Consider the following 26,950-nt stretch of genomic DNA (forward strand, 5'->3'; position numbering starts at 1 on the left):
AGGATATTGCCCAGGTTGAAAAAAAATACAAAAACAATATATACATGCCAGTCCTGTGGATATCAGGCTCCCAAGTGGCTGGGGAAATGCCCCGACTGCGGCCAATGGCAAAGTTTTGTTGAAGAATACCAAAGCACAAGATCAACCGGAGTTTCTATGGGCGGCCTGATGTCGGTTATGAGGGAGCCGGTATGTATTGATGATATTGAGTTTGAAGGTGAAGAACGAATTCAAACAGGGATAGGAGAATTCGACCGCGTCCTCGGAGGAGGTATTGTTCCCGGAACAATGATACTTATAGGCGGTGATCCGGGAATAGGCAAATCCACATTGATGCTGCAGACACTTTGCAGTCTTGCCGAAAAAGGACTCAAAGTTTTATATGTTTCGGGCGAAGAATCTGTAAGACAAATAAGTTTGAGAAGCAGGAGGCTTTATGCCAAATCACCGGGACTTCTGGTGGTATCGGAAATTGATGTCGAGGTTATTTTATCGATGGTTGGCTCCGTAAAACCTGATGTTCTAGTTATAGATTCAATACAGACTATGTTTTGCCCCGATCTTTCTTCAGCACCGGGAAGTGTCAGCCAGGTAAGAGAATCCGCTATGAAGCTTATGCTTTTAGCCAAAAAGACAAATCTGCCCACATTTCTTGTGGGACATGTTACAAAAGACGGCGCTATTGCCGGGCCTAAACTTCTCGAACATATGGTTGATACGGTTTTATATTTTGAAGGTGACCGGAATCATATTTTCAGAATTTTAAGAACCGTAAAAAACAGATTCGGCTCAACTAATGAGATCGGCGTTTTTGAAATGAAAGGAAATGGGCTTGATGAAGTATCGAACCCATCTGCTGCTTTTCTTTCCGAAAAGCCCTTGAGTTCACCAGGTTCCGTCGTTACAGCCAGTATGGAAGGCACAAGGCCGATTCTTGTTGAGCTTCAGGCTCTTGCAGGCAGCACAAATTTTGGTACTCCCAGAAGAACGATTCTGGGCCTTGATCATAACAGAGTGGCATTGCTTACCGCAGTAATGGAAAAAAAGCTTGGGATGCATCTTATGGGCTATGATATTTTTATGAATGTCGCTGGAGGCGTTAAGGTGGATGAACCTGCTGTTGATATGGGTATTATTGCTGCCGTTGCATCAAGTTTTCTGGATCGTCCCGTGTCGGACGGAACAGTAGTTTTAGGCGAGGTCGGTCTGACCGGTGAGGTGAGAGCCATAAGCCATGCCGATACGAGAGTTGCTGAAATTCAGAAAATGGGGTTTATAAAATGTCTTTTACCTCAAAGCAACTTAAAGCGCATTAACATAACCGGCAAAATAGAGCTTGCCGGTATAAGCGGCATTTCCGAAGCTATGGAACTGCTTTTTTGAGTATGGGGAAAGGGACAAGGATAAAGGATGAAGGAGCAAGGGACAAGGGACAAGGGACAAGGGACAAGGTTCAAGGAAAAAGTAGCTCATAAGTTGGTAAGGGAAAAAATGAAGTCTATATGCATCCTGGTGCAGGTCTTAAAAAGCGTTTTGCTTGACTTGGAAAGTACTTGAGTATATGAAGCGTCTATCTCCTAAGGCAAACAGATGGGAAGATCATTATTCCCGTCTTGCTAAAAAGGAAAATTATCCTGCAAGATCGGTTTATAAGTTACAGGAACTTCAAAGCCGGTATAAGCTTATAAAAAAAGGCGGCAGAGTTCTTGATCTGGGATGCTATCCCGGTTCCTGGACTATTTATGCTTCAGACCTTGTGGGCCAAAAAGGGACGGTAGTCGGAATCGACCTCAAAAAGCTTGATATAAAGATTCCGTCAAATGCCCTGGTTTACCAATGTGATATTCTTAATATAGATAATAGCATGCTGTTATCAATCGGAAATAAGTTTGATATTGTCATAAGCGATATGGCTCCTGCCACGACAGGCAACAAAAGCGTGGATGCTGTGAGATCTTATGATTTATGTTTAGCAGCGCTTGACGTTGCAAATAATGTTCTTTTGCATAATGGTTCTTTTTTATGTAAAATATTTCAGGGCGAAGATTTTAATAAATTTTTGGAAATGGTTAAAGCTGCATTTAACACTTATAAAATTTTTAAACCGCAGAGCAGCCGTAAATTAAGTAAAGAAATTTATATAATAGGTTTGGGCAAAAAATAGGAGGTTGGTATGTCAGGTCACAGCAAGTGGTCTTCCATAAAGCACAAAAAAGGCGCGGCAGACGCAAAACGCGGAAAGATGTTCACTAAGATAATAAAGGAAATTACGGTTGCAGCACGCATGGGAGGAGGAGGCGATCCTAATGCAAACCCAAGGCTGAGAACGGCAGTGCTTGCCGCAAAAGCCGAAAATATGCCCAAGGAAAACATCGAAAGAGCTATTAAAAAAGGAACAGGTGAACTTGAAGGCGTAAGTTATGAAGAAATTACTTACGAAGGATATGGCCCGGCAGGAGCAGCTGTTCTGGTAGAATCTTTGACGGACAATAAAAACAGGACAGTTGCGGATGTACGCCATATTTTCAGCAAAAGCGGTGGGAATCTCGGTGAAAATGGTTGTGTATCATGGATGTTTGAAAAAAAGGGCTGTATTACCGTATCAAAAGAAAAAGTAAGCGAAGAAACCCTTATGGGAATCGCACTTGAAGCCGGTGCCGAAGATATAAGAGAAGACGTTGAAGTTTTTGAAATCATCACGAGCACGGATGAATTTGAATCCGTAAAATCAGCGCTGGATAATGCCTCTATTCCCTGCGAGGAGTCGGAAATAACCATGCTTCCCAAAACCACAACAAATCTTGAAGGCAAAGATGCTGAAAAAATGATAAAGCTTATGGAAACACTGGAAGACTCCGACGATGTTCAAAAAGTATATACTAATGCCGATATACCGGAAGATATGGTTTAAAAAATAATCGACTATCTTTTATTTCTTAAGGACATTTCCCATGCTTAAAACAGGAATAATCAAAGATCCACTTTATCTTGAGCATACCGCGGATGATTATCATCCCGAAAGCCCGCACCGGCTTGAAACAATATACAGCATGCTGGAAGAAAAAGATATGGCCGGAAAGTTTGTGGCTATAAAACCGCGCGAAGCCACAAGAGAAGAGCTGGGATATATTCACACTGCCGAATATATTTCCAGGGTGGCATCAACCAAAACAAGGTCAAAAGTAATGCTTGATCCTGATACTTATACTTCTCCCGGATCATGGGAAGCAGCTATTCTTGCTGCCGGTGGGGTTCTGGAGCTGATAGATAACCTGATGGAAAAAAAGATAGACAACGGATTTGCTTTCCTAAGACCTCCTGGTCACCATGCCGAGGCAGACCGGGCTATGGGTTTTTGCCTGTTTAACAATATTGCCATAGGGGCAAAATATGCTATCGAAAAATATAATCTGGATCGTATTCTGATAATAGACTGGGACATACATCATGGAAACGGAACCCAGCGCTCTTTTTATAATGATCCTCAGGTGCTCTATTTTTCTACCCATCAATATCCTTATTATCCGGGAACAGGTGGTGTTAATGAGCTGGGCGAAGGGAAAGGGAAAGGGTTTACTATTAATATCCCTCTTTCATCAGGTGTAGGCGATGATGAATATGCAGGAATTTTTATGGAGATTTTAAAGCCTGTTGCTTTTGAATTCAAACCCCAGTTAATATTGGTTTCCGCCGGATTTGATATTTACATTGATGATCCGCTTGGCGGAATGGAGATTACTCCCGAAGGTTTTGCACGCCTTGCAAAAATCATATTGGAGCTTGCGGATACAATTTGTGAAGGAAAAGTACTTTTTATACTTGAAGGCGGCTACAGCCTCAAAGGTCTGCATGACTCGGTCAAGGCAGTACTTCTCGAACTTTCAGGCGAATCAGCTCTTTTTAAAGGAAGAACTCTGATTAATGAAAATATAAATACTGATGGCATATTTTCAAAAATCGAACAGATAAAAACTGCTATTAAACCATATTGGCCCGGCCTTTTTTAATCGACTAATAAAAAGCTCCCTGCTGCAAGATGGTTAGATAAGGGTTGTTATTTTATCACGCTAACTTAAATCCCCACCAGGTTGAAACCGTTTTATTTGCTTTCAAATCTCCTCGTTCCAAAGGGGCGATTCTCGCTGATGAGGTTGGGCTTGGATAATATTTTTCAGGCGCAGGATGAAGTGGATATTCGTAAAGATAAACTGATTGAAAAAATCGAAGCGCGTATGAACAAAGAATTGAAAAAAATGAGGTATTCCTGATACGATGGCAATTAGTTTAATGAGATATTTCTTACTTCACCCGAAAACGAAAAAAATTGGAAATTGATTTAATATCAATATACTGTTGTATTCATAAAATGAGGCCCTTGCGGACCCGATGGCTTCCGGCATCCACCTCCAGACTGCCGGATTGTTTTCACTAAAACATAATCAGATTACAAACTCAAGATAAAGATTTAGGCGAAGATGATACGCTTTTATATTGCGCTATTTCTTTACATCAATTCCAAGAAAATAAAAACCTCTTGAAATAGCTAAAATATATTGATCATAAAAAGAGATTGTAATAACAAATATTACCAACTCCACAAATATGAAAATTATGCTATACAAGATCTTGAAAAATTATGCAGGATGCTGATAGTAAAAATCAATCTATAGAATTAAATAAGATTTTATCATAAATTCGTCAAGAGGAAGAGAGGATATAAAATGATTTGCTCTGTCGAAGCTTTAAATTATCGGTGCTTAAGATATATAAAAAAGGACCTCGGCAGTTTTCATATCTTAGTAGGGCCTAATGCAAGTGGCAAATCAACCTTTCTTGATGTTATTTCTTTTCTTGGAGATGTTGTAAGAGAAGGTCCCGAAAATGCAGTAAGAAAAAGGACGCCAAACTATAATGATTTAATATGGCTTAAAAAGGGGAGATTTTTTGAACTTGCGATTGAAATGAATATACCTGACAAATATCAGGAAATAATTGGCCGGACAGGGAATTGCCGGTACGAAATTGCTGTTGGAGATATTCCGGAAACCGGGGAATTTGGTATTCTTAGCGAGACCATGTGGTTTAAGCCCGTACAAAAAACTGTAAAACGGACATTGGAACTTTTTCCAAACTTTGTAGAAACACCGTCGTCAATTGTTGTGCGGGGCACTAAAAAAAACTGGAAGAAAATAGTAAACAAAGTTAAAGGGGGCAACGACAATTTTTATGCTGAAACAAAAGGCTTTGATCATGCCTTCAAGCTAAGCCCTCAAAAATCTGCCTTAGGCAACCTTCCCGAAGATGAAAGCAAGTTCCCTGTGGCCACATGGCTGAAGAGAACTTTGATGCAGGGTGTTCAGGTATTAATGCTTAACAGTGAGATCATGAGAAAACCAAGCCCTCCAGGAATGCCAAAATATTTTCGTACGGATGGTTCTAATCTGCCTTGGGTTGTTGACCGGCTTCGAACAGAATATCCTGATAAATTCAAAGATTGGATAGAACACATTCGAACAGCACTTCCCGATCTAAAAAATATTAAAACAGTTTTAAGGGATGAGGACAAACACCGGTATATCGTGCTTAGTTATCAGAATAATTTTGAAGCGCCTTCATGGATGGTCTCAGACGGTACATTGAGAATGCTTGCTCTTACTATTTTAGCCTATCTTCCTGATATTGAGGGCACTTTATTGATTGAGGAACCTGAAAACGGAATTCATCCCAAAGCAATAGAGACGGTATTTCAGTCCCTTTCGTCTGTCTATAATGCTCAAGTACTTATAGCAACTCACTCTCCTGTTATTATAAGCGCTGCAAAAATTGAAAATATACTCTGTTTTGCAAAATCGGCAGAAGGCGCCACAGATGTTATAGACGGTAAAGACCACCCTAATTTAAAGAATTGGAAGGGTGAAATCCCGCTTGATATTCTTTTTGCCTCTGGAGTATTAGGATGAAAGATCTTATACTGCTTGTTGCCGATAAAGATATGGAATTTGTGGTTAAGGAATTATTGCAGAGGATCCATTCTCTGAAAATAAGAATCATATCTTATGATGTAAAAGTCCACAGCAATCATGATCCGGGCATCTACAATACTTCTCATGATTTTTTAAGAATATTTATTGATATGTATTCATATGCCATTGTTATGCTTGACAGAGAAGGATGTGGAAGAGATAAAAACTCATTGCAGATAGCAGATGATATTCAAACAAAACTCGATAATTCAGGCTGGGCAAATCGTTCCAAAGTTATTGTTTTAGACCCGGAACTTGAAATATGGGTATGGAGTGATTCACCGGCGGTAGCATCCTGTCTCGGATGGGACAATCTTGAATTAAGAAACTGGTTGCAGAAAGAAAATTATTTAAATCCTGATTTACAAAAACCATATAATCCCAAGCTGGTATTTGAAAAAGCGCTACGAATTAAAGGGAAACCACGATCGTCTTCAATTTACGGCAAATTGGCACAAAAGGTCAGCCTTGACCGATGTAATGATTCAGCGTTTATTAAATTTAAAGCAATTTTGAAAAAATGGTTCCTTAATCAATGATGGCAGACGGACGCGTAAAGAAACATACAAACCATCATGCCTGACTTGATCTGGCTGGCATCAAGAACCGACTTATGTAATTGGATTCCGTCTTTCGATGGCATTTCCTGACTTTTCATGATTTCATCAAGATTGCCTATTTCTAATAAAAGCTGCTTCGAAAACATAATTGCTCAACATTTATATTTATGTTATGAAAAATCAATTATTTTTCACAATCACGTACAGGAGCAATTATGAGTTATTCATCTTACCTGACCCCGCGCCCGGAAACAATATCTTCTGAAATCGAAGGTATCATTGATATTGCCAACCTGAAAGATGAAACAAAAACAAAACTCGAAGCCCGCCCTAAGAATTTTTTAGATCTTACTTACCCTACCACTGATATTTCAAAAGTCATTGAGCATATTACTCTGCGTTTTGCTTCATCTAAAACCAGCTCAGGCCTTTTCCTTTTTGAAGGTCTTAAAGGCAGCGGTAAATCACATCTGCTTTTATTGATCTGCCATTTATTTCAACACCCGGAAATCGCTCAAGCATGGCTTTCGAAAAATTCTTTGACATGGAACGCGCCTAAAGATGCGGTTATAATCATAAACAAATTTACTGATGATCCTCACGATTCTATTTGGAACATGATCTTCCAATCCCTGGGCTCTCCAATTCCAATGGGAAAAACTCACCCTAAACTTTCGGATTTTCAAAAAGCTCTTGGAGACAGGAAAGTTATTCTTATTTTTGATGAACTTGAACAGGGAATAAAGGTCATCAGCGATCCGGCTATCCAGGCCCAGAACATTGCCTTCCTTCAAATGCTCTCTGAATTCAGCAACCGATCCAGACAAGTAACCTTATTTGCCAGTATATACAGTGACCGTGTAGAGCCGGGCAGCACATTGAAAAGGGTTCCCCGTTGTGTAGTCCAATTTGATAATACAAAAGACCAGAACAACATCATACTTCACAGGCTGTTTAATAATTACAGGGATTTTGATAAAAGCCGGATCATTCCGGTAATTGAGAGTCACATCCAAATATGGGGAAAACATGCTTCTATAGAAAAGGACGAAATAAAAACCCGGTTTAATGATACATACCCTTTTTCACCATCCCTGCTTGATATTATCCTGAAAAAGATTCCTGCCAGAGGCGGTTTTCAGAATGTCCGTGGCGCTTTGGCGTTTCTCGGCAATCTGGTACGGTTAACCCATTCAAGCCATGATATTATTACGCCTGCTGGTGTTTCGCTCGAAGACAAGGCAACTACCATAATGCTGAAGGATCTGGACCCAAGCGGAGATCTCATTAACAAGGCAAGCGAAAACATGGAAGACCTGCTCTCTAAAGCATCGTTAGCTAAAAAAATTGCCCCTGCGGTTCTTCTTTACACTTTAACCGGAACCAGCGGGAGTATCGGCGCTTCAAGAGATCAACTCATACAGGATATCATTTCTCCATCTATTGATATAAATACTTTCGAACAATCCCTCATGGCTTTTCAGAAATACGCATCTTACTTCTGGCATCAGGAAGGGCGATACTATTTCGACCTGGAAGAAAATCCAGAAGCAAAGGTTGAATTCAAATCAATTTCATATTCGGATGGTCTTGCAAGGGAAAAACTCTATGATCTCCTGAAAATTGAAATATTTAAGGAAACAGATAATGTTACCGTTTTCGAGTCTGTTGAAACGGTAAAGGAGATCTTAAAGCAATTTGATAAAACCCGTCCACGGTATGTCTTCACAGGCAGAAGACTTACAAAGGAAGAAAGGCATTCAATATATTTTGGGGCGGATTATCGCAATTTGATACTTCTTCTTGAACCAAAAGATGATCAATTCCAGCTCGGAAACGACAAAGACCTTCTGAAATGGGCAAAACGAGTTATAGCAGCCAAGACACTGGCCGGAAATACTAAAAAATCTTCCCGTCTGGCGGAATATGAAAGGATTGCCCGAACCGACCAGAGCTGCATAATAGACAGGATAAAGAAGGCAGGGTTGGTCTTTGTCGGCTGGGAGATTTACGGTAGTTCCGTATTGGAAGACCGAATTGAATTAGAGCTTTTACCTTCTGACTTCTTAAAGGATAAAGTTCTTGAAAAACTGAATAATGATTACTTCCCCATGCTGACATTCCGTGAGCATCTGGAGGGAAGGATAGACGAGATCAAAAACCGGTTGGTTAAGGAGGTTGATGCTGAGTACCGGGCTACTCTTGGATTTCCTGTCCCGACAAATATAAGGGCTGTTTCAAATGCAATCCGGGATCTGTGCAAAGATGCAATCATCGGTATCCAACACAGCACGGGAAATTACTGCAAAATTAATCCTCCACTTAACGAAACGGAAATATTTAATGCCAAAATATCGCCTCCTTTTGAAACTCTACAACCTCAGCCGAAGCCACCATCTGCCGAATGTCCAAAGTGTGGTTTGAGATCTTGTAAGTGCATACCGGAATCTTGTCCGGGATGTGGTCAAACACCTTGCGAATGTTCTGATACCTCTTGTCCCTTATGCCAACAGGACCCATGTATCTGTCCAAAGTTAAAAACAAAAGAATTACAGCTAAAAATACCTCCTCAAAACAGTATTGGAAGTCTGCGTCAGGAAACTGCTTTTCGTCTTCAGGAATACGAACAGAGTATCTCAACCAACGTCAGTTATCAGATCTTTTACCAGAAAAAGGACATTGGAGATCTCAGCACGCTTCCAACCGGCCTTCGTGGATCTCTGAGCGGCCAGGGTGACCTGACTGCCGAAATTTACATCACTAAAGCGGGAAGGTTTACCAAGTCTCAGATAGAACAGCAGATAGAAGCGCTTCCTGCTCTTGCCGGTGCTGAGTATTCGGCAGAATTAGCCGTTGAGGTTAAAATATAATGGAAAATCTTAGCCTGGATTTAATTGAGAATCTGACAAGCCCTGGCCCCCGTCTTCCCTGGATAAAGGAATGGCTGCTTAATGAAATCTGGAGTTCCGGTCTTTATTCTCAAAACGGCCCTTTAGACTTTCTTAAACAGGGAGAAGAGTCTGTAAATTTATTTGAGCAATTAACAGCCTCTGCCGCCGGGCGTGTTTATGGCGAGCTTCTTTCAAACCCAGATCCGGCCAAAAGACTCTTGTCCGTTCTCTCGGATCCGGATACCGCTGTTATTATTTTCGATGGGCTTTCCCTGCGCGAAATACCAATGATTGTGAATTTAGCCAAAAAATCCGGCTTTAAATTAACCCATATAGATACGTCACTTGCTCCCGCTCCATCAGAAACAATGGATTATATCGAAAGAGAGTTTTCCTGCGGAAAAATTTCTCCCTCTCAATTGCCCACAAGAAAAGAGCTTAAAGAAAAAGGGATCGTTGTTTTATACTCCGGCAACTATTGCCTGCCTGTTTCCGGAGAATATAAAGGGCTGCCACTTCTTGTCTGGTCGAGTTTTCCTGACGAAACTTATAAAGACAGCGGCGCAAGATTTGAAAGTCATTTTGCAAATATTCATTCTCTTTTTGAAACAGCGTGGATGAATACCGCTCAGCAGATTAAGGGAAAAAAGAAAATAATCATTACCAGTGATCACGGGTATATATTTTTTGGAACCGGAATGGATTTTCCCCGAAGCCCGCAGGAACTGGCAGCATTGAATGAATATTTTGGTAATAACCGCAATGCACCTTTAAACGAAAATCCTGAACCGCCTCTAAGTGATGATGTTTTTTGTGATCCTTCACGTAACATTGCTATGGTCAGAGGCAGGGTGAAGACCCGTTCAACGGGAACTGCTGCAACAAAGCTGTATAAGCATGGCGGCCTTTCTTTAATGGAAATGCTTACTCCATGGATAGAACTGGAGACCGGATATTGAATCCGACAGTAAAAAAGGCCATTGAAGAATCATTTCCCATAGTAGAAATCAACCGCCTGGCAATCCCGGAAAGAAATGCTTTCAAGCCTATTTACCAGATGCATAAATGGTTTGCCCGTCGGGCTTCCTGCGTATTCCGGGCAATTCTGTTAGGCGCTATGAAACCGTCCGGTACGGATATCATGGCTGAGTTCTACAAAGATCATACAAACGATCCTGACACAAACGATATTAGAATCCTTGATCCGTTTATGGGAGGCGGAACCACTGTTGTTGAAGCCCTTCGCCTTGGCTGCCGTGTAACCGGCATTGATCTTAATCCTGTTGCCTGGTTTATTGTCAAAACTGAGGCAGAACCTGTAGATATTGATGAGCTTAAAGCTGCTTTCAAAAGACTGGAGGAACGTCCCACCCATAGCGGAAAAACGGTCAAAGAAGAGCTTCTCAGCCATTATAAAACCCAATGTCCTTGTTGCGAAACAGGAAAAGAAGAAGCGGATATAATTTATACCTTCTGGGTAAAATCCGCTGTCTGCACCAATCCGACATGCAAAAAAGAAGTGCCTCTTTTTTCCAGTTACATAATTGCTATGAAGTCACCCACCATCCGCTATCTTCCGGATTATTTATGCGGCAAGTGCAAGAAAGTGTTTGATGTGGATATTGGAATGGCGTCATTGATTGCCGAAGAATCTCTTATGGTCAATAACTCAAGAGATTCAGCCGGGGATAAAAGAACAAATAAGCGCTGGGCGGTTTATGACTCCAAAGATCATAGCGCCAAATGCCCGTGGTGCTTTTACAGCAACAGAGTCGGACCGGTAGTATATATCAAAAAAGAGAAAAAGAAAGTTCCCCTTACTGTGCTTCTCTGTCCTCATTGTTACTCCGTCTGGCAATATCGCGGCTCATTGCCGGAGCAGGTTTCCTGCCCTGTATGCCAGAAAGACTATCTGCCTCTTAAGGGAAATGTAACTGAAAAAGGAAGCTTTACCTGCCTCTCATGCGGAAATAAGGACAAAATCATAAACTCCATTCGCAGTCTTCCCCAGGATCAGCTCCTCCCTGTTAAACCATACGCCGTTGAAGGCTATTGTCAGGAATGCGGAGGCGATGTTGTTTATGAGGAGAAAGAACTTTTGTCCGAAACTCCTATAGGGCGCAAAAAAAATATTTCCCATGCCTGCAATATCAACAATAACAATGGTAAGTTTTTTAAAAAAATATCCTCTGCTGATCTAAGAAGATATCAGGAGGCCGATAAGAGGTGGGAAAAAGAAAAAGATGAATTGCCCTATCCGAAAGGTGAGATTCCAAATGGTCAGGAAACTCACCGGTTGTTAGAACATCATTACAATTATTGGCATCAGATGTTTAATCCGCGGCAGTTGCTGTGTCTGAGTACTCTTTTAAAGGCAATTGATGGAGAAGAAGATCAGGTTTTGAAGGAGATGCTGCTGAGTGGATTTTTTAACCTCTTAAATAATATGAGCGATTTTTGTAGCTATATTTGGCAACGTAACTGTATTCGCCAGATATTTGCTCGGCATGATTTTCAGCCTAAGGCAACGATATGCGAAAGTAGTGTTTGGGGTGGCCCTTTTGGTATGGGAACTTTTACTGCATTATTCAATGCTGTTTTAAGAGGAAAAGAATATAATCTGAAACCATTTGATCGGTTGCCGATCGAAATTAATAATGATCGGTTCAGATTTTCAAGAGAAGTAATTAAGAGTAATTCAGATAATTGCCTGTTGCTTTGCGGCAATTCACAGAATTTGGTTACTTCAAATTCAGAATTGGTTATTACAGATCCTCCTTATGCTGGGAATGTCAACTATTCTGAGCTTGCCGACTTTTTTTATGTCTGGTTGAGATTAATCCTTTCCAAAACTTATTCATATTTTTCACCTGATATTACTCCAAAAGCAGAAGAAATTATTGAAAACCCTACCCGTGGTAAGACTGCCAAAGACTATAAGGACGGTTTAACCGAGGTCTGGCGTAAATGTTGTGATGTTCTTGATGATAACGGTTTAATGATTTTCACTTTCCACCATGCTGAAGGAAGCGCCTGGGAATCCCTTCTTGAATCTATCTGTAATGCCGGTTTTCTCATTGAGGCCATATATCCGATACACGGAGAATCCGAAAGCTCCCTGCATCTTATGGATAAACAGGCTATTTCTTACGACCTCATTCATGTCTGTAAAAAAAGAAACGGCCAGGCTGAATCCAGGCAACGATCATGGGCCGGGGTCAGGAAGGAAATCCGCCAAAAAGCAAGGGATGAAATCAAGACTATCGAGTCAGGAAGATACGGAAAGGAAAAGTTGTCTCCGGCGGATACAAATATCATTTTGATCGGCAAATGCCTCGAACTCTACAGCAAGTATTATGGTCTTATTGTGGATTATAAGGAAGACGTGGTTCCTTTATCCGATGCCCTGATCTCCATCCGCATGATGGTGGAACAGATCGTTACATCTCAGCAACCGCTGCCGTCGGAATTGGAATTTATTGATCCTGTAAGCTATATTTATCTTACCTGCCTTTGTGACCGGAAAGAAATCCAGAGCGATGAGGTTCACAAAGCCACAAGAGGAATCCTTGAGCCTGATGTTCTGATCAAGGCTGGTGTAATGCGAAAGGGCCGCGCCAAGAGAGGAAGAACTTACGAAGTAAAGCCGCCTTCTGAAAGATTCAATGACCTTCAGAAACTTTTTACAGGAAAAGTGAAAAATACAAATCAGCTAATGCTTTTCCCTGAAATGGAAGAGGATAAATTTGATCGGGTGTCTTTGGTGGATGTGCTACATCTCCTGATGGGTCTTGCTGAAACCTCAGAAAACTTGATTCCCTGGTTGAATGAATTCCGCTCCATCATCCCCAAAATCCGGGTTTCCCTTATCTACTTGAAGGAGAAAAACCCAACCTTTCAGGAGCCGATTAACAAAATACTAAGCATGGTAGAGGTTTAAAATGAAGGGTTATGAGATTTTCGAACAAAAATATTTGAAAGATTATTTCGGAGAAGAGGGCCTTGCACCTTACGAAAACAAAATCGGGTTTCTTGATTTCCTTCGGGAATTAAAAAGCGGAACTCAAGGAATCCCTTCAAGTTCCTCTTTCATGGTAGTGGGTATTGATGATGTTCTTTATCTGGCCGGAAGAGATGAAAGGAAAATGCTTGCTCTTACTATTCATAAAATTCTTCAATCGTCGGCTAAAGTTCTCGATCAAAAGATAATTGAAGTTCAGATTGTTTGCAAAGGCAGGTTATATAAGGGAGAGTCTTTCTGGTCGGAATACCGGGGAGAAAAACTTCCCCTGGATTACATTTTCGGCACTCCAAATAAACGGGATATTCGGGAATGCCCTGTCTATTCAACCGGTTTTAATTTATCAAGTTAATAAGAGCGGTTAAAAAATCAGATGGAAATAAAAGAAAACACCATAGTAACGGTTCTCTACCGCCCTGAACTGGGATCTGGTGAAGTATTTCGCTTAAAAGAGAAAAACGGGAACTATCAGGTTGACGTGGTTTTCGAAAGAAACGGCCAGAGGATACTGGAAACCTTTCCTGAAAATTTTCTTACGCCGGTTCCCGATATTTTCAAAAGATATCAAAATGGAGAATCGGATAATCCTGTCGATTTCTTTTTAAAGCAGTTGGCGTATCAGTTCCCTCTTGAGAATTCCGGGGGGGAGCTTTCCAACAGCAAGACCGATCTGCTTCCTCATCAAATTATTCTAACACACCAGGTTGTCAATGCCCGAAGACGTAAGTTCCTGATTGCTGATGAAGTTGGATTAGGAAAAACCATTGAAGTCGGGATGATAATACGCGAACTTCTGACCAGAGAGGAATGTAAAAGAATACTGATCGTCTGCCCTGCCGGTCTGACCGTAAACTGGCAAAATGAAATGAGAGATTATTTCCGGATTGATTTTGATATATTCGGCAAGGATTTCACAGACTCAAGAGCTAATGCCTGGGAACGTCATGATCTGGTTATCACATCAATTGATACCATCAAGAAGCCCAACCGATTGGAAAAGATAATGGCCGCTCCCGATTGGAAACTTATCGTTTTTGATGAGGCGCACCATCTGACCAGAAAAAAATACGGCAAAAAAATACAGGCAACTCAAAACTACCGTCTTGCAGAAAAGATGAAAGGCAAGACACGGGATCTCTTCTTTCTCACAGCTACTCCGCATCAGGGTGATGCCTACCAGTTCTGGTCACTGATTCAACTGCTGGACGATCAGCTTTTTGAAAAGCCCGAAGCAATACATGATCATCGGGGACTACTAGGAAGAGTGATGTTTCGGCGTATCAAAAAAGAGGCAACGGATGCTTATGGTAATCCGATTTTTATGCGGCGTCAGGTGCATACTCAAAAATTTAAGCTTTCCATGAGAGAGCAAAGGTTTTATGACCAACTGACCGAATACCTCAAGGAAGGGTATAACGCCGCCGGTATAGCTGAAGATAAAACAACCAGCCAGCAGAGAGCCGTTGGTTTTATCATGGCAACTTTCCAGAAAATAATGTCGTCCAGCCCAAGAGCTATTAAACAAGCTTTGCGGCGGCGGCTTATCGCTCTTTATGCTCGAAAACAAATGGCATTGGAAAGCGGATTTCAAGGTTCTATTACACGTGCGGAAGTCTCTTCAAAAATCATTCAATATCAGGATCTGATGCGAAAAGCGGTAATCGACTTACTTTCTTATGCCAGAGGTTTGATAGATTATACTGAAGCAGATGCTTATATTGCCGGATTGAAGCAACGCTTGAAGAAACGTCCTAAATTTGAAGAAGAAGTAACTCATTGGGCGCTGGACGTTATGGAATCTGAAGATGAAGCTATTGAGGCAGATGCCAATATCCCTGATGAGGAAAAAAAGGTTAAAGAGTTAATTGATCTGGTGGATGAAAAAGCAGACCGTAAATTTGACACTTTAATCCGGGCTATCGAACAAATCAGAAGGGAAAATAAAAATGACAAGATGATTATTTTTACCCAATACCTTGAAACGCTTTATTACCTCAAAGAAGAACTTGGTAAATACTACCCCCCTGAAAAAATAGCTATACTGAAAGGAGGACCTCTTGAAGATAAGATAGCTTCATGTGAATCATTCTGGGATGAGAGTGGGGCTCAATTTCTTATTTCAACTTCGGCGGGAGGGGAAGGAATTAACCTGCAGGTCTGCCGGCTCTTATTCAATTATGATTTACCGTGGAATCCTATGGCTGTTGAGCAAAGAATCGGGAGAATTCACAGATACGGCCAGACTGAAACAGCTCAGGTATATAATTTGGTGGCTGAGGAGACCATTGAGGAACAGGTTTACAAAATTTTAGAAGAAAAACTTCTTGAAATTGCTTCTGCTATAGGTAAGGTAGATCCGGTAACCGGCCAGGTAACCGAAGATTTCAGATCCGAAATACTCGGATTTATGGGTTCCTCAACTAACTATAATGATTTGTATAAGGAAGCCCTGATAAACCGAAATTACAAACGGACTGAACAGGAAATTGCCGAAGCTATTAACAAGGCTAAAGAAGCAAGCGAGGCATTAAGACAGCTTACTCAGGATCTTTCCACTTTTAATCTGGAATATTACAGAGAGCTGAAAGGAAAATTCTCTCTTGACGATTTAAAAGTATTTACCGAAAAGGCTATTCTGCGCTTAGGCGGCAGCTATATTCCATCCGGAGATCTTATCGCTATAACAGTTCCGCAGGTTTTAAGAGATTTTCCCAGGGTGGCGGCACGATATGAAAATGTTACTTTTTCCAGAAAGATATCAACCCGGAAGAAAAATGTCGATTTGCTCGGTTTAGGACATCCGCTAATAGATGCTCTTATCCAATATTATAAAAGCGACCGGGTAACCGGCGATGTGTTGAACGTAAAAGGGGATGGAATTCCATCCTGCTTGGCTGTAAGATGTTTTTTTACCGTCACTTTTGAAGATGGAAGCCGAAAAGAATTTTATGAAATATTTAATATTGAAGGTGAGCCACCGGAAGATCAGAACATATTAATTACCAATAACCACTTGCATGATACAAAACAAATAATAAGCCAAGGCTTAGAGGAGAAAGCCAAAGCTCACATAAATAATAAAGAGGCAATGATACGTTCCCGCTATGAAGAGGTTTTGGATATTCGCAATAAATGCATAGGAATTCAGAATATAAATTGAGAGATTATTTATAGGGGAAATGTTCCCGCTTGAATACAGTGCCAACTTGAAATGTCAAACTTCGAGTACCTTATAGATTAGGTTAAATCCATGGAATCCGATAACTTAATATACAGCCAAAAACCGCCCGCCGGTTTAATTTCCGCTTTGATGAATCCTGATCTATATGATCATGCGGTAACTGATTGCAAACTTATTGAAACGCATGCCTCATGGATTATCCTTACCGGAACTTATGCTTATAAAATCAAAAAGCCGGTTAATCTGGGATTTCTGGATTTTTCCACTCTTGAGAAAAGGCATTTCTTATGTAAAGAAGAACTGCGTTTAAACAAAAGACTTGCACCGGGATTATACCTGGAGCTTATAACTATAACAGGTTCAGAAGCAAAACCGCTTTTAAACGGCATTGGCGGGCCGATTGAGTTTGCTGTAAAAATGGTTCAGTTCCCACAAGAAGTTCAGTTTGATCGTATGCTGGCAAAAGGTGAACTCACAGTCCGGCATATTGATGCCATTGCACGGCTGATAGCTGATTTCCATAAAAAAACAGCAGTTGCCCCAAAGAAGAGCGAGTACGGAGATCTTGAACACATCAGAAAGCCTGTAGAAAATAATTTTATTCAGATTAGGAAAAATATTAAAAACGGAAACAACATTCTGATAGATGAACTGGAAGGCTGGTGCAAATCTGCTTTTGAAAGGCTTAAACAAACATTTATACAGCGAAAGGCCGAAGGGTTTATCCGCGAATGTCACGGCGACATGCATTTAAGAAACATTGCCTGGATAAACAATTCTCCTGTTGCATTTGATTGCATAGAATTTGACCCGAATCTTCGATGGATTGATGTGATAAGTGAAATAGCCTTTCTTATTATGGACATTGAGGCGCGTAAGCATCCTCAACTTGCAAAATGTTTTTTAAATAATTATCTGGAAAAAAGCGGCGATTATCCCGGTTTGTGTGTTTTGCCGTATTATGTTGTTTACAGAGCGCTTGTACGCGCCAAGATAGCTTCGATACGGGCCAAACAGCAAGGAATCAGCGAAGAAGAAAAAACAGAAGCAGAAAATGAGTTTATCAATTATCTGCGCCTTGCAAAGCGTTGCACAAAAGCGGTTTCTCCGAAACTTATAATCACCCGCGGGTTGTCGGCATCCGGCAAAAGCACGGTAACCCGGCAGTTGATTGAGCAAATGTATGCGATCCGCATACGTTCTGACGTTGAACGAAAAAGAATCTTCGGCATAAGCACGGAAGATAACAGCAAAGCCTCATACTGCGAAAATATATATACTTCGGGGGCAACAAAACAAACTTATGACAAACTGGCAGTACTTGCAGAAAAGGTGCTGGATGCCGGTTATTCGGTAATTGTCGATGCAGCATTTCTTAAATTTGAGGAACGCAACCGGTTCCGTATATTAGCAGAATCAAAAAAGGCGCCTTATATAATTCTGGAATTTTTGGCTACCCATGATACTTTGCGCAAACGCATCATAAAGCGTGAAAAAGAAGTATCGGATGCCGATCTTCCGGTTCTGGAGCAACAGATTAGCTTCTGGCAGCCGCTTGATGAAGGAGAAAAAGATATGTCTATTAAAATAGATACCGAAATTGCTGTCGATATTATGGTGCTTGCAGATAAGATTGATAAATTATTTTAACTATCGTTTTTGAAATTTCCATAAAAAGTGCAGATTTTTCGTATTACATATTTTCTGATAATAGATATGATTATTCAGAAGTCATAATGATTTAATTGGTTTAATTTAAATTAAATATTGGCTGTTAAACAAAAAATTATATCCCGTTCTCCTCATTCAATCGAAGAGTGCCATAGACGACTCAAAGAATCAGTTGATACGTCATTTTTTCCATATTTTTCATCTAAACAAATTGCGGGTAGGGTTTCAAAGTGATCAATTTCAATCCGGCGGCATGGGAAAAGTTCAGAAACAACAAAAACGCCAAGGTTAATTGGCAATTCACTGCACAGGATGCCAGGATAAAACTATCCCGCCTTTATCCGACTCTTGAGAGTTGACGAGACAATAGAAAACGCCTGGAATTCTACCAGTATTCTACCAATGTCAGATGAGTCGAAATTATAGCTTACTGAATTTATTGAACATAAATGGTGGAGGCGGCGGGAGTTGAACCCGCGTCCGAAAATCTTCCGCACAGGCGTCTACATACTTTTCCTGAACTTTATATTTCGCCGGATCATGCCTCCTTCAGGCTAGATGCATAAGCCGGCTACCCTGTTATTGTTTCGATGGTCTGCAACAGGTGGTACAAATCATCTATCCTACTAGTCGACGCCCTTATCTTATCCGCAGGAAAAACAGGACAGGACGTTGGCCCTAAGCGGCCAATGCGTAATTATAATCGTCTGCGATTATCTTTATTTCCCGTCTCTTTTACGAGCTGACAGGCGCTCGGTATGCAACCTGGACTTCTTTATCCCCGTCGAAGCCGTTTCGCCCCCAAATGGGCAGACTTTATAATAAAGAACTTTTTGTTTACACTACAATATTAAGCGCTGAATGGCTGTTTGTCAAGAAACGGATATTATCTTTCACTTCTTGTTCTTTCCATATCTCTGTTTTCGTCGCGTTTTTTTATGGCTTCCCGTTTATCATATTGCCTTTTTCCTTTTGCGAGTGCGATTGAAATTTTTATTTTTCCGTTTTTGAAATAAACTCTTAAAGGAATCAGGGAGTGTCCTTTTTCATTCACCTTGCTTGTAAGCTTCTTGATCTCCTGCCTGTTTAAAAGCAGTTTTCTTATCCTCAAAGGATCGTGGTTACCATAATAGGCAAAGGGACAGGGTCCAATGTGCATTTGATGAACAAAAATCTCTCCGTTTTTGATTTTGGCATATGAATCCTTGAGGTTTGCCCGGCCAAGCCTTAAAGATTTAACTTCGGTTCCAAGAAGAACCATACCTGCTTCATATTCATCTTCAATGAAATAGTCATGCCGTGCTTTTCTGTTTTCAGAAATAATTTTATTGCGGGTATTTTCCAATGATTTCTTCCAAATGTATAAATTACGGTTTTATGGTTCCTTTTTTATAATTTGCCCCAATCCGTATATTTTTCAAATTAATGGTGTACCGATTCTATCCTATTTAGAAATAATGTTTCCGAAAGAGGCTTCAACAAGTTTTATTACGTCATTTGTAGTGGTCTGTTTAAGAATTTCTTTCATTAACTTTTTCGTATCCTCGATCTTCAGTGATCGTATCATATTTTTTACAGCCGGAATTGACTGGGAATTCATGCTCAGTTCATCTATCCCCAGCCCAAGCAGAACCGGAACATTCAAAGGATCACCTGCCATTTCCCCGCATACAAAAACCTTTATTCCTTTTGCTTTGCAAACATCCGTTACGTGCTTGATCATGCGTAAAATAGCAGGGTGAAATGGTTGATAAAGGTGTGCGACTCCCATGTTAACCCTGTCTATCGCAAGAGTATATTGGATGAGGTCATTTGTACCAATACTGAAAAAATCAGCTTCATCGGCCATAGCATCGGCCATTATAACTGTGGATGGAACTTCAATCATTATTCCGAACGGGATATTCTTATTATAAGCCTTTCCTTCTTTTTCAAGCAGATCAGCTGCTTCATTAAGGTATTTTTTTGTTTCGCGTATTTCATCAATGCTTGATATCATTGGAAACAGGATTCTCACATTACCAAAAGCAGCGGCTCTTAATATTGCTTTTAACTGCGTTATAAAAATTTCAGGCCGTTCCAGACAGTATCTTATAGCACGAAGTCCAAGAGCAGGGTTTGGTTCGTCAAAACCGTTGGAAGAAACAAGCGCTTTATCCCCATTTATATCAAGCGTGCGGATTGTCACCGGCTTCGGAGCTATCGACTCAACAACAGTTTTATATTTATCAAAGAGTTCTTCCTCGCTTGGGAAATCGCTTCGTGTAAGATATTGAAATTCGGTTCTGTAAAGCCCTATGCCATCGCCGCCATGGTTCAGCACTGAAGGAACTTCTTCAGGAAGCTCTATGTTCCCCATAACCGGCAGAGAAAAACCATCGATAGTCTTTGCCTTAAAATAGCTTTCAAGCGTTAAATGTGCTTTATGCTCTTCTTCTCTGGTTTCAATCTCTTTATATTTATTTAGTGTTCGTTCTGAGGGATTTACAATTACAACACCTGTTGATCCGTCTATTATTAACGTATCATCATTATGTATTATTTTTGTAGCATTACCCAAGCCGAGAACAGCAGGTATTTCAAGTGTACGGGCTATGATGCCTGTGTGAGAAGTCTTACCGCCACGGTCGGTAACAAAACCCATAATTTTATCCAACTGGATCTGGCTTGTATCGGCAGGTGAAAGATCTTTAGCAACCAGAATGACGCGCTTGTCTATTTTGCCGATATTTACTTCTTCAGATCCCATCAGAATCTTCATGATCCGATCTGAAACATAAGAAATATCATTAGACCGTTCCTTAAGATAAGGATCATTTATGCTCAGGAACATCACCTTGATGCCTGCTACAACCTTTTTAAGGGCCCATTCAGCATTAACTCTTTCGGTTTTTATAGTTTCTATGGTTTTATCATAGAGTTTCCTGTCTCTAAGAAGAGCAACATGGGTTTCAATGATGCCGGTATAATTACGCACATCTTTTGGTATGTTTTCGATTATTTGTTTTAAGTCATTAACTGCCTGTTTTACTGCTGTTTTAAAGCGCTTTAGTTCATTATCCAGGTTTTTCTTGTCGATAAAATACTTTTCGACTACATCCACACCTTCTTTATCAACGAGGTATGCTTTGCCAATACAGATTCCGGGTGAAGCTTCAATTCCGTTTAATCTTATTTCTTCTATATTTTCTTTTTCAGACATGTTGAAATTATTCTCCAAACCCATTTTCAACCAGGATTATTATATGATTTAAAATATCAATATCAGTCTCGTTTTCCGCCTCAAAGGTTATCCGGGTACCCTTGGTATATCCAAGGGTAAGGATATCTATTATGCTTGAAGCATCTATTTTTTCTTTGTCGTTTATAATCCAGATTTTTTGTTTGGCTTTAGCGGCAATATTTACAATTTTAGCTGCAGCCCTGGCATGAAGGCCGAGTTCATTTATTATAGTTACGTTTTTCAGAAGATCGATGGGTTCTTTATTCATTAAATTATTTGTTTAAATATAAAGAGAGGCGGTTTAAAAAAAGAAAAAAGATAACTTTAAAGTTATCAACGTTGCAAAACATATTCTTTGAAATTTAATCACATATCGCAGATTTGTCAATGCGCAATTGACATGGAAGTAAATAACTGATAAAAATCTTACAGTTTTACCGCAATTTCTTTAAGTTTCAGTTTGATTTATCACATATTTTAATGGTTAAAATCAAAAATGACGGTTTTTTTATAAAGTCTCACTTTTAAGTGTTTTGCTTAATGCTTACAGTTTAGGGGAAAAAATGGAAAAACAGTATTTGATAGATGAATTGTCTATTTCAGAGTCCTGGCGGTTATTCAGGATTATGGGTGAGTTTGTTGAAGGGATAGAGGCTCTTCATGAATTGGGACCGGCTGTAAGTATTTTCGGCTCGGCAAGAATCAAGCCGGATGATCCCATATACAAAAAAACCGAATTAATAGCTTCTCTTTTTGTTAAAAACAATTTTGCTGTTATAACGGGCGGAGGCGGAGGAGCTATGGAGGCAGCAAACAAAGGCGCTGCCGAAGCAGGCGGAAAGTCCGTAGGCCTTAATATCATATTGCCTTTTGAGCAGAAACCAAACCAATATCCAAACATAAAGCTTGAATTTAAATATTTTTTTATCCGAAAAGTAATGTTTATAAAATATGCTTACGCATATATCATTATGCCGGGTGGATATGGTACAATAGATGAGCTTTTTGAAGCTGTTACGCTTATTCAAACACACCGCATAAGACCGCTGCCGGTTATTCTTGTCGGATCGGACTATTGGGGTGGGCTCAAAAAATGGATTAAATCCAGGATGCTGGAATCGAACAAGATTTCAGAAGAAGACATTGATATACTCCAGGTTATGGATGATCCTGAAGAAGTAGTTGATGCGGTTAAAAAACTGGTAATTATCTGAAACAAACTCCATCTTATCAGACCAAACGGACAGGAAAAAATTTCAGCAAGATGCAAATGATAGGCAAACCCCGTCACATCGGAACAGGATTTGGATGAGCTGTGTCGTTTCCTTTAAGAGGCCTTATGGAAACATAGGAATCATGTGCGGTCAAAGCGGGCAAACTGCATGCTAAATGTTCCCCTGCCTTGTGTAGCCGATCTTATTGAAGTAGAATAGCCAAACATACGCGAAAGTGGAACGGTCGCTTTAATTACATGCATTCCTGATCTTGTGCTGATAGATTCAATTTTTCCACTCCGGGAATTCAAATCCCCTATTATGTCACCCATAAAGGTTTCCGGTACAAATATTTCGGCATCCATAATCGGTTCAAGCAAAAACGGCTCACCTTTTGTCAGGGCATCCTTACAGGCCATAGCGGCACTTACCTTATACGATATCTCGGTTCCAAGCGACTCCCTGAAAGAACCCCCGGTAACAACAGCTTCAACATCCACAACAGGGTATCCCATCAGCGTGCCGCTTTCAAATGACTCCGTTACGCCTTTTTCAATAAAGGGCATAAACACAGCAGGGATAGCAGATTCATCTTTCATATCGATCAGGACTTTATTGCCGCTTCCCCTTCTAAGAGGCTTAAGCCTTAAGTGCACTTCTCCGAAATGACGCTGTCCGGCAATTTCGCGGTCGAAAACGGCAGATCCTTCAGATTCGGAAGTTATGGTCTCTCTGTACATAACCTGAGGCTTTCCGACATTTACGCTGGTCTTGAATTCTCTCATCATCCGGCTGATTATTATCTCTAAATGAAGCTCTCCCATACCGGACAAAATTGTCTGCCCGGTATCTTCATCCTTGCGAACTTTCAACGTGGGATCTTCATCTGCAAACTTTGTCAGAACCTCATCTAGTTTTTCCTGATCAGCATGAGTTTTCGGTTCAACAGCTATAGATATAACCGGCTCATAAAATTCAATATTTTCCAGCAAAACAGGATGCTCGGAAGAACAAAGAGATTCACCGGTTGAAGATGTTTTAAGGCCAACCACTCCTACAATGCTTCCGGCGCCTGCTTCTTCGATACGATCTCTCTTGCTGGCATGCATTTTCAATATCCGGGAAAGCTTTTCCTTTATTTTGCGCGAGGGGTTATATACCTCTCCTCCCGTTTTTAAAGTACCGCTGTAAACTCTTACAAACGAAACCTTTCGCCCTTCCATCAAGGAAACTTTAAATATCAAAGCAGCCAATGGGCCGTTATCCTTGGCTTCAATCAGTATAGTTTCTCCGGTTTCAGGATGTATGGCTTTTACAGGAGGAACATCTAAAGGGCTTGGAAGGTAATTTACGATGGCATCAAGAAGTGGTTGAACTCCTTTATTTTTCAATGCTGATCCACAAAGGACAGGAACCAGTTTAAGATTAATAGTCGCCTTTCTTATAGCCGAAACAAGCAGGTCGTTTGGAATTGGAGTTTCAGACAAATAGGCTTCCATAATTTCGTCATCAACCTCGGAAAGGACCTCAATAAATTTTTCTTTATATTTCAAAGTATTATCAAGATAATCAGGAGATATTTCGCTTTCTGAAAAAGTGGCGCCAAGTGTTTCATTATCCCATAATATCTGCTTCATGCCGACAAGATCGATAATCCCGGCAAAATCTCCTTCTGAACCAATGGGAATCTGGAGAATAAGGGGATTAGCATGAAGCCTTTCTTTCATCATATTTATCGTTCCGAGATAATCAGCGCCGATTCTGTCAAGCTTATTAATAAACGCAATTTTGGGGACATGATACTTGTCAGCCTGACGCCATACTGTTTCGGACTGCGGTTCAACACCTCCTACTGCGCAAAAAACGCCGATGGCGCCATCAAGCACTCTCAGTGATCGCTCAACTTCAATGGTAAAATCGACATGACCGGGAGTATCTATAATCTGTATATCATTACCCTTCCAAACGCAGGTAGTTACTGCAGAAGTAATCGTAATACCACGTTCCTGCTCATCCTGCATCCAGTCCATTACTGCTTCGCCGTCATGCACTTCTCCTATTTTGTAGGAACGGCCGGTATAATAAAGGATGCGCTCAGTCACAGTTGTTTTGCCTGCATCGATATGAGCAATAATGCCGATATTTCTGATCTTATTTATCCTGTCTTTTTTCATGTCATCAAGCTATAATTCAATATTATGTACTCACAGTTTCGGTTCAAACATTTCCACCCGGCCCGGAGATTATTCACCACTGGCCTGTTGAGATCTGATTTCTAAGCCAATATACTTATCGTGTCAAGTTCTCTTCGTCTTTTCCGGCAATATTTTCAGTGCCTTTAACAGCTTCTTCAACAGACTTATAAATAGCTTTAAATGATTCATTAAAACCTGTGGGAGAAATCCTTCCGGTTTCAATAAATTTTACAACTATTTCCTTTGCCGTTCTTAGTATATGCTCATCTAACGATCCCATTGCAAACTCCCTTTAAACCCTGACGGCTTATAAACAAATCAAACCTTCCATTCAAATTTTTAAAAAATTAAGCAAATAAAATTATTCCCGATAACTAATCATGATAGATGAATGATACGTTATGCAAGCTTATCCAGTCAACCGATAACCATATTTAACAAAAATATCTTTTTATATGATGTAATATTCAGGAAGCAAACAAAATAATTTATTGCAATATTTCAATCACAATATTATGAACACCAGGGTGACAATTTTATTGCCGGGCATTTCGCGTCTGCAACAATGTTCTTCGAACCAACATCCGTATATTGCCTGGTATAAATCGCATGGAAATGAGCGAATGTACCTGTCAAAATCTGTTCATGACCCCTTCAAAAACATGCCCATATTTTGCAGATGATTCGGGTGTAATCATCCTATTGAACTAAAAAGGTGCAATATGAAATACGAACTTGATCGATTAAGAGCCTACTATCGCTTCAAGAATCATTTTTCTCCGGGTTCTGCTATGCTCCCATGGATACGCAAAAGACTGAAAAATTATTTACAAAAAACCAGCATTAAAGAATTGGTACGCACAGAAAGCAACCTGCTGATTCCTGTTGATTCCGCTGAAACTGCTACCAGCCGTGTACAAATGAGAGGTTCTATTGATCCGGGCATGGAATGGATAATAAGACGATATGTTAAAAAAAATACCACTGCTGTTGACATCGGGGCAAATTTAGGCCTCTTGTCATTAGTGATGGCCGATCAAGCTGGAGATGATGGAGCTGTTTACTCAATTGAACCAAATATAAATCTCCACCAATATATTAAAACTCTTTTTCATTTAAACAGTCTTAACAATATTAACTTAGTAAGCTGCGCCTGCTCAGACAAAGAAGGCTCCGCCAGGTTTGCTATAGATAGCTCTGACCATACAATGTCTATGATTTCGGATAGCGGTGAATACGAAATCAAAACTCTGCCTTTGGATATTATTCTAAATGGTAATAATAAACCGGTATCATTTATTAAAATTGATGTGGAAGGACATGAACCAAGCGTCATGATTGGAGCAAAAAACACTATATTAAAGCACAAACCGGCACTTGTGTTTGAAACCGGCTTTCATCCGCAAAACGATATCGACGGGATAAATGATATTTTAAGAGAAAGCCGGTACGATGTTATCGGTGTGATAAAAAATTGGGGAATTGAGAAAATGGCCCTTACCGCAAATATGACTAAGAAAAAACACTGCAATGTGCTGGCTCTTCCTAAATTGCAATAATACACAATTATATTGTAATAATAAGTCCATATAATTTATAAAAGTATTGAGCCTGTTTCAAAACGTCCCATTTAGGCCGATCTTTTGCGTTGGGCTCAAATTTTAATCCTCGAAATACTAAATATATTCCTGTGGTTAAAATTTTTGCCCGCCTTGACCTTGACCAAACCGAAACATTTTGAAAGTGGCTCTATTGTATAAAATACCATAATTGGCGGATTCGTAGATAGTTGCAGCTTCGTTAAAAACCATTACCCATTAAATTTGTAACTATAGAGCTAATTTCAAAACGATTAAAGGCGGCTTGTTAAACAGGTCAACAGTTGAAATCCCGGCAATAGAGCGGACTTAAGGGCTCCGATTTTCATTGGAGAACCACAAAAGGCAATAAATGCCGAGTTTTTGACAATAC

The 26,950-nt window shown here is 40.3% G+C and carries 20 protein-coding genes and 1 other RNA gene; 14 read left to right on the forward strand and 7 right to left on the reverse strand.

What is annotated here, in order from left to right:
- Positions 1-15 precede the first annotated feature (15 nt).
- The 6 genes from radA to mads4 all read left to right on the forward strand — a co-directional run bounded on the left by radA (position 16) and on the right by mads4 (position 6,562).
- Complete coding sequence (gene radA / locus VXK47_RS05245; RefSeq protein ID WP_435547723.1) at positions 16-1,383, forward strand: DNA repair protein RadA; 1,368 nt, start codon at positions 16-18, stop codon at positions 1,381-1,383.
- Positions 1,384-1,561: 178 nt separating this feature from the next.
- Positions 1,562-2,164: an RlmE family RNA methyltransferase gene (locus VXK47_RS05250; RefSeq protein ID WP_435547724.1), complete on the forward strand. Its 603-nt coding sequence runs from the start codon at positions 1,562-1,564 to the stop codon at positions 2,162-2,164.
- A 9-nt stretch (positions 2,165-2,173) separates the two neighbouring features.
- Positions 2,174-2,911, forward strand: a complete 738-nt coding sequence (locus VXK47_RS05255; protein ID WP_435547725.1) for a YebC/PmpR family DNA-binding transcriptional regulator — start codon at positions 2,174-2,176, stop codon at positions 2,909-2,911.
- Between the two features lie 40 nt (positions 2,912-2,951).
- Positions 2,952-4,007 (forward strand): histone deacetylase family protein, encoded by a 1,056-nt coding sequence (locus VXK47_RS05260; protein WP_435547726.1) that lies wholly within the window; start codon positions 2,952-2,954, stop codon positions 4,005-4,007.
- A 714-nt stretch (positions 4,008-4,721) separates the two neighbouring features.
- Positions 4,722-5,960 carry an AAA family ATPase gene (gene mads3 / locus VXK47_RS05265; RefSeq protein ID WP_435547727.1) on the forward strand — a complete coding sequence of 413 codons (1,239 nt, stop codon included), beginning with the start codon at positions 4,722-4,724 and terminating at the stop codon, positions 5,958-5,960.
- Positions 5,957-6,562 (forward strand): methylation-associated defense system protein MAD4, encoded by a 606-nt coding sequence (mads4, locus tag VXK47_RS05270; protein WP_435547728.1) that lies wholly within the window; start codon positions 5,957-5,959, stop codon positions 6,560-6,562. Before mads3 ends, mads4 begins: the two co-directional genes overlap by 4 nt.
- On the opposite strand, the gene VXK47_RS05275 is transcribed toward mads4, so the two are convergent.
- Positions 6,556-6,729 (reverse strand): hypothetical protein, encoded by a 174-nt coding sequence (locus tag VXK47_RS05275; RefSeq protein WP_435547729.1) that lies wholly within the window; start codon positions 6,727-6,729, stop codon positions 6,556-6,558. The genes mads4 and VXK47_RS05275 overlap by 7 nt on opposite strands.
- A gap of 69 nt (positions 6,730-6,798) precedes the next feature.
- Between VXK47_RS05275 and VXK47_RS05280 the strand changes: the two genes are divergently transcribed.
- The 6 genes from VXK47_RS05280 to VXK47_RS05305 all read left to right on the forward strand — a co-directional run bounded on the left by VXK47_RS05280 (position 6,799) and on the right by VXK47_RS05305 (position 18,326).
- On the forward strand, positions 6,799-9,453 hold the full coding sequence (locus VXK47_RS05280) for a hypothetical protein (RefSeq protein WP_435547730.1): 2,655 nt from the start codon (positions 6,799-6,801) through the stop codon (positions 9,451-9,453).
- The gene (locus tag VXK47_RS05285; protein ID WP_435547731.1) at positions 9,453-10,433 is read left to right on the forward strand and encodes a hypothetical protein; all 981 of its coding nucleotides are present in this window, start codon (positions 9,453-9,455) and stop codon (positions 10,431-10,433) included. The genes VXK47_RS05280 and VXK47_RS05285 overlap by 1 nt, the downstream gene beginning before the upstream one ends.
- A complete protein-coding gene (locus VXK47_RS05290; protein ID WP_435547732.1) occupies positions 10,406-13,414 on the forward strand; it encodes a DUF1156 domain-containing protein in 3,009 nt (1,002 codons plus the stop codon). The genes VXK47_RS05285 and VXK47_RS05290 overlap by 28 nt, the downstream gene beginning before the upstream one ends.
- Before the next feature lies 1 nt (position 13,415).
- On the forward strand, positions 13,416-13,847 hold the full coding sequence (locus VXK47_RS05295) for a hypothetical protein (protein WP_435547733.1): 432 nt from the start codon (positions 13,416-13,418) through the stop codon (positions 13,845-13,847).
- A gap of 21 nt (positions 13,848-13,868) precedes the next feature.
- Positions 13,869-16,655: an SNF2-related protein gene (locus VXK47_RS05300; RefSeq protein ID WP_435547734.1), complete on the forward strand. Its 2,787-nt coding sequence runs from the start codon at positions 13,869-13,871 to the stop codon at positions 16,653-16,655.
- Between the two features lie 90 nt (positions 16,656-16,745).
- Positions 16,746-18,326, forward strand: a complete 1,581-nt coding sequence (locus VXK47_RS05305) for an AAA family ATPase (protein ID WP_435547735.1) — start codon at positions 16,746-16,748, stop codon at positions 18,324-18,326.
- Between the two features lie 471 nt (positions 18,327-18,797).
- On the opposite strand, the gene ssrA is transcribed toward VXK47_RS05305, so the two are convergent.
- The 4 genes from ssrA to VXK47_RS05325 form a co-directional block, all read right to left on the reverse strand.
- Positions 18,798-19,150, reverse strand: a transfer-messenger RNA (tmRNA) gene (gene ssrA / locus VXK47_RS05310).
- 83 nt (positions 19,151-19,233) lie between these two features.
- Positions 19,234-19,692, reverse strand: coding sequence for an SsrA-binding protein (smpB, locus tag VXK47_RS05315; protein ID WP_435547736.1), 459 nt, complete (start codon positions 19,690-19,692; stop codon positions 19,234-19,236).
- Positions 19,693-19,791: 99 nt separating this feature from the next.
- On the reverse strand, positions 19,792-21,549 hold the full coding sequence (gene ptsP / locus VXK47_RS05320; protein WP_435547737.1) for a phosphoenolpyruvate--protein phosphotransferase: 1,758 nt from the start codon (positions 21,547-21,549) through the stop codon (positions 19,792-19,794).
- 7 nt (positions 21,550-21,556) lie between these two features.
- Complete coding sequence (locus VXK47_RS05325) at positions 21,557-21,838, reverse strand: HPr family phosphocarrier protein (protein WP_435547738.1); 282 nt, start codon at positions 21,836-21,838, stop codon at positions 21,557-21,559.
- Between the two features lie 295 nt (positions 21,839-22,133).
- Here VXK47_RS05325 and VXK47_RS05330 point away from each other — a divergent pair, with 295 nt between their 5' ends.
- Positions 22,134-22,784, forward strand: coding sequence for a TIGR00730 family Rossman fold protein (locus VXK47_RS05330; protein ID WP_435547739.1), 651 nt, complete (start codon positions 22,134-22,136; stop codon positions 22,782-22,784).
- A 140-nt stretch (positions 22,785-22,924) separates the two neighbouring features.
- On the opposite strand, the gene fusA is transcribed toward VXK47_RS05330, so the two are convergent.
- Positions 22,925-24,958: an elongation factor G gene (fusA, locus tag VXK47_RS05335; protein ID WP_435547740.1), complete on the reverse strand. Its 2,034-nt coding sequence runs from the start codon at positions 24,956-24,958 to the stop codon at positions 22,925-22,927.
- 115 nt (positions 24,959-25,073) lie between these two features.
- Positions 25,074-25,259 (reverse strand): conjugal transfer protein TraB, encoded by a 186-nt coding sequence (locus VXK47_RS05340; protein ID WP_435547741.1) that lies wholly within the window; start codon positions 25,257-25,259, stop codon positions 25,074-25,076.
- A gap of 442 nt (positions 25,260-25,701) precedes the next feature.
- Between VXK47_RS05340 and VXK47_RS05345 the strand changes: the two genes are divergently transcribed.
- A complete protein-coding gene (locus VXK47_RS05345; protein WP_435547742.1) occupies positions 25,702-26,538 on the forward strand; it encodes an FkbM family methyltransferase in 837 nt (278 codons plus the stop codon).
- Positions 26,539-26,950 lie beyond the last annotated feature (412 nt).

The organism is Desulfobacterium sp. N47, from assembly GCF_051233685.1.
Classification (GTDB): Bacteria; Desulfobacterota; Desulfobacteria; order Desulfobacterales; family RPRI01; genus RPRI01.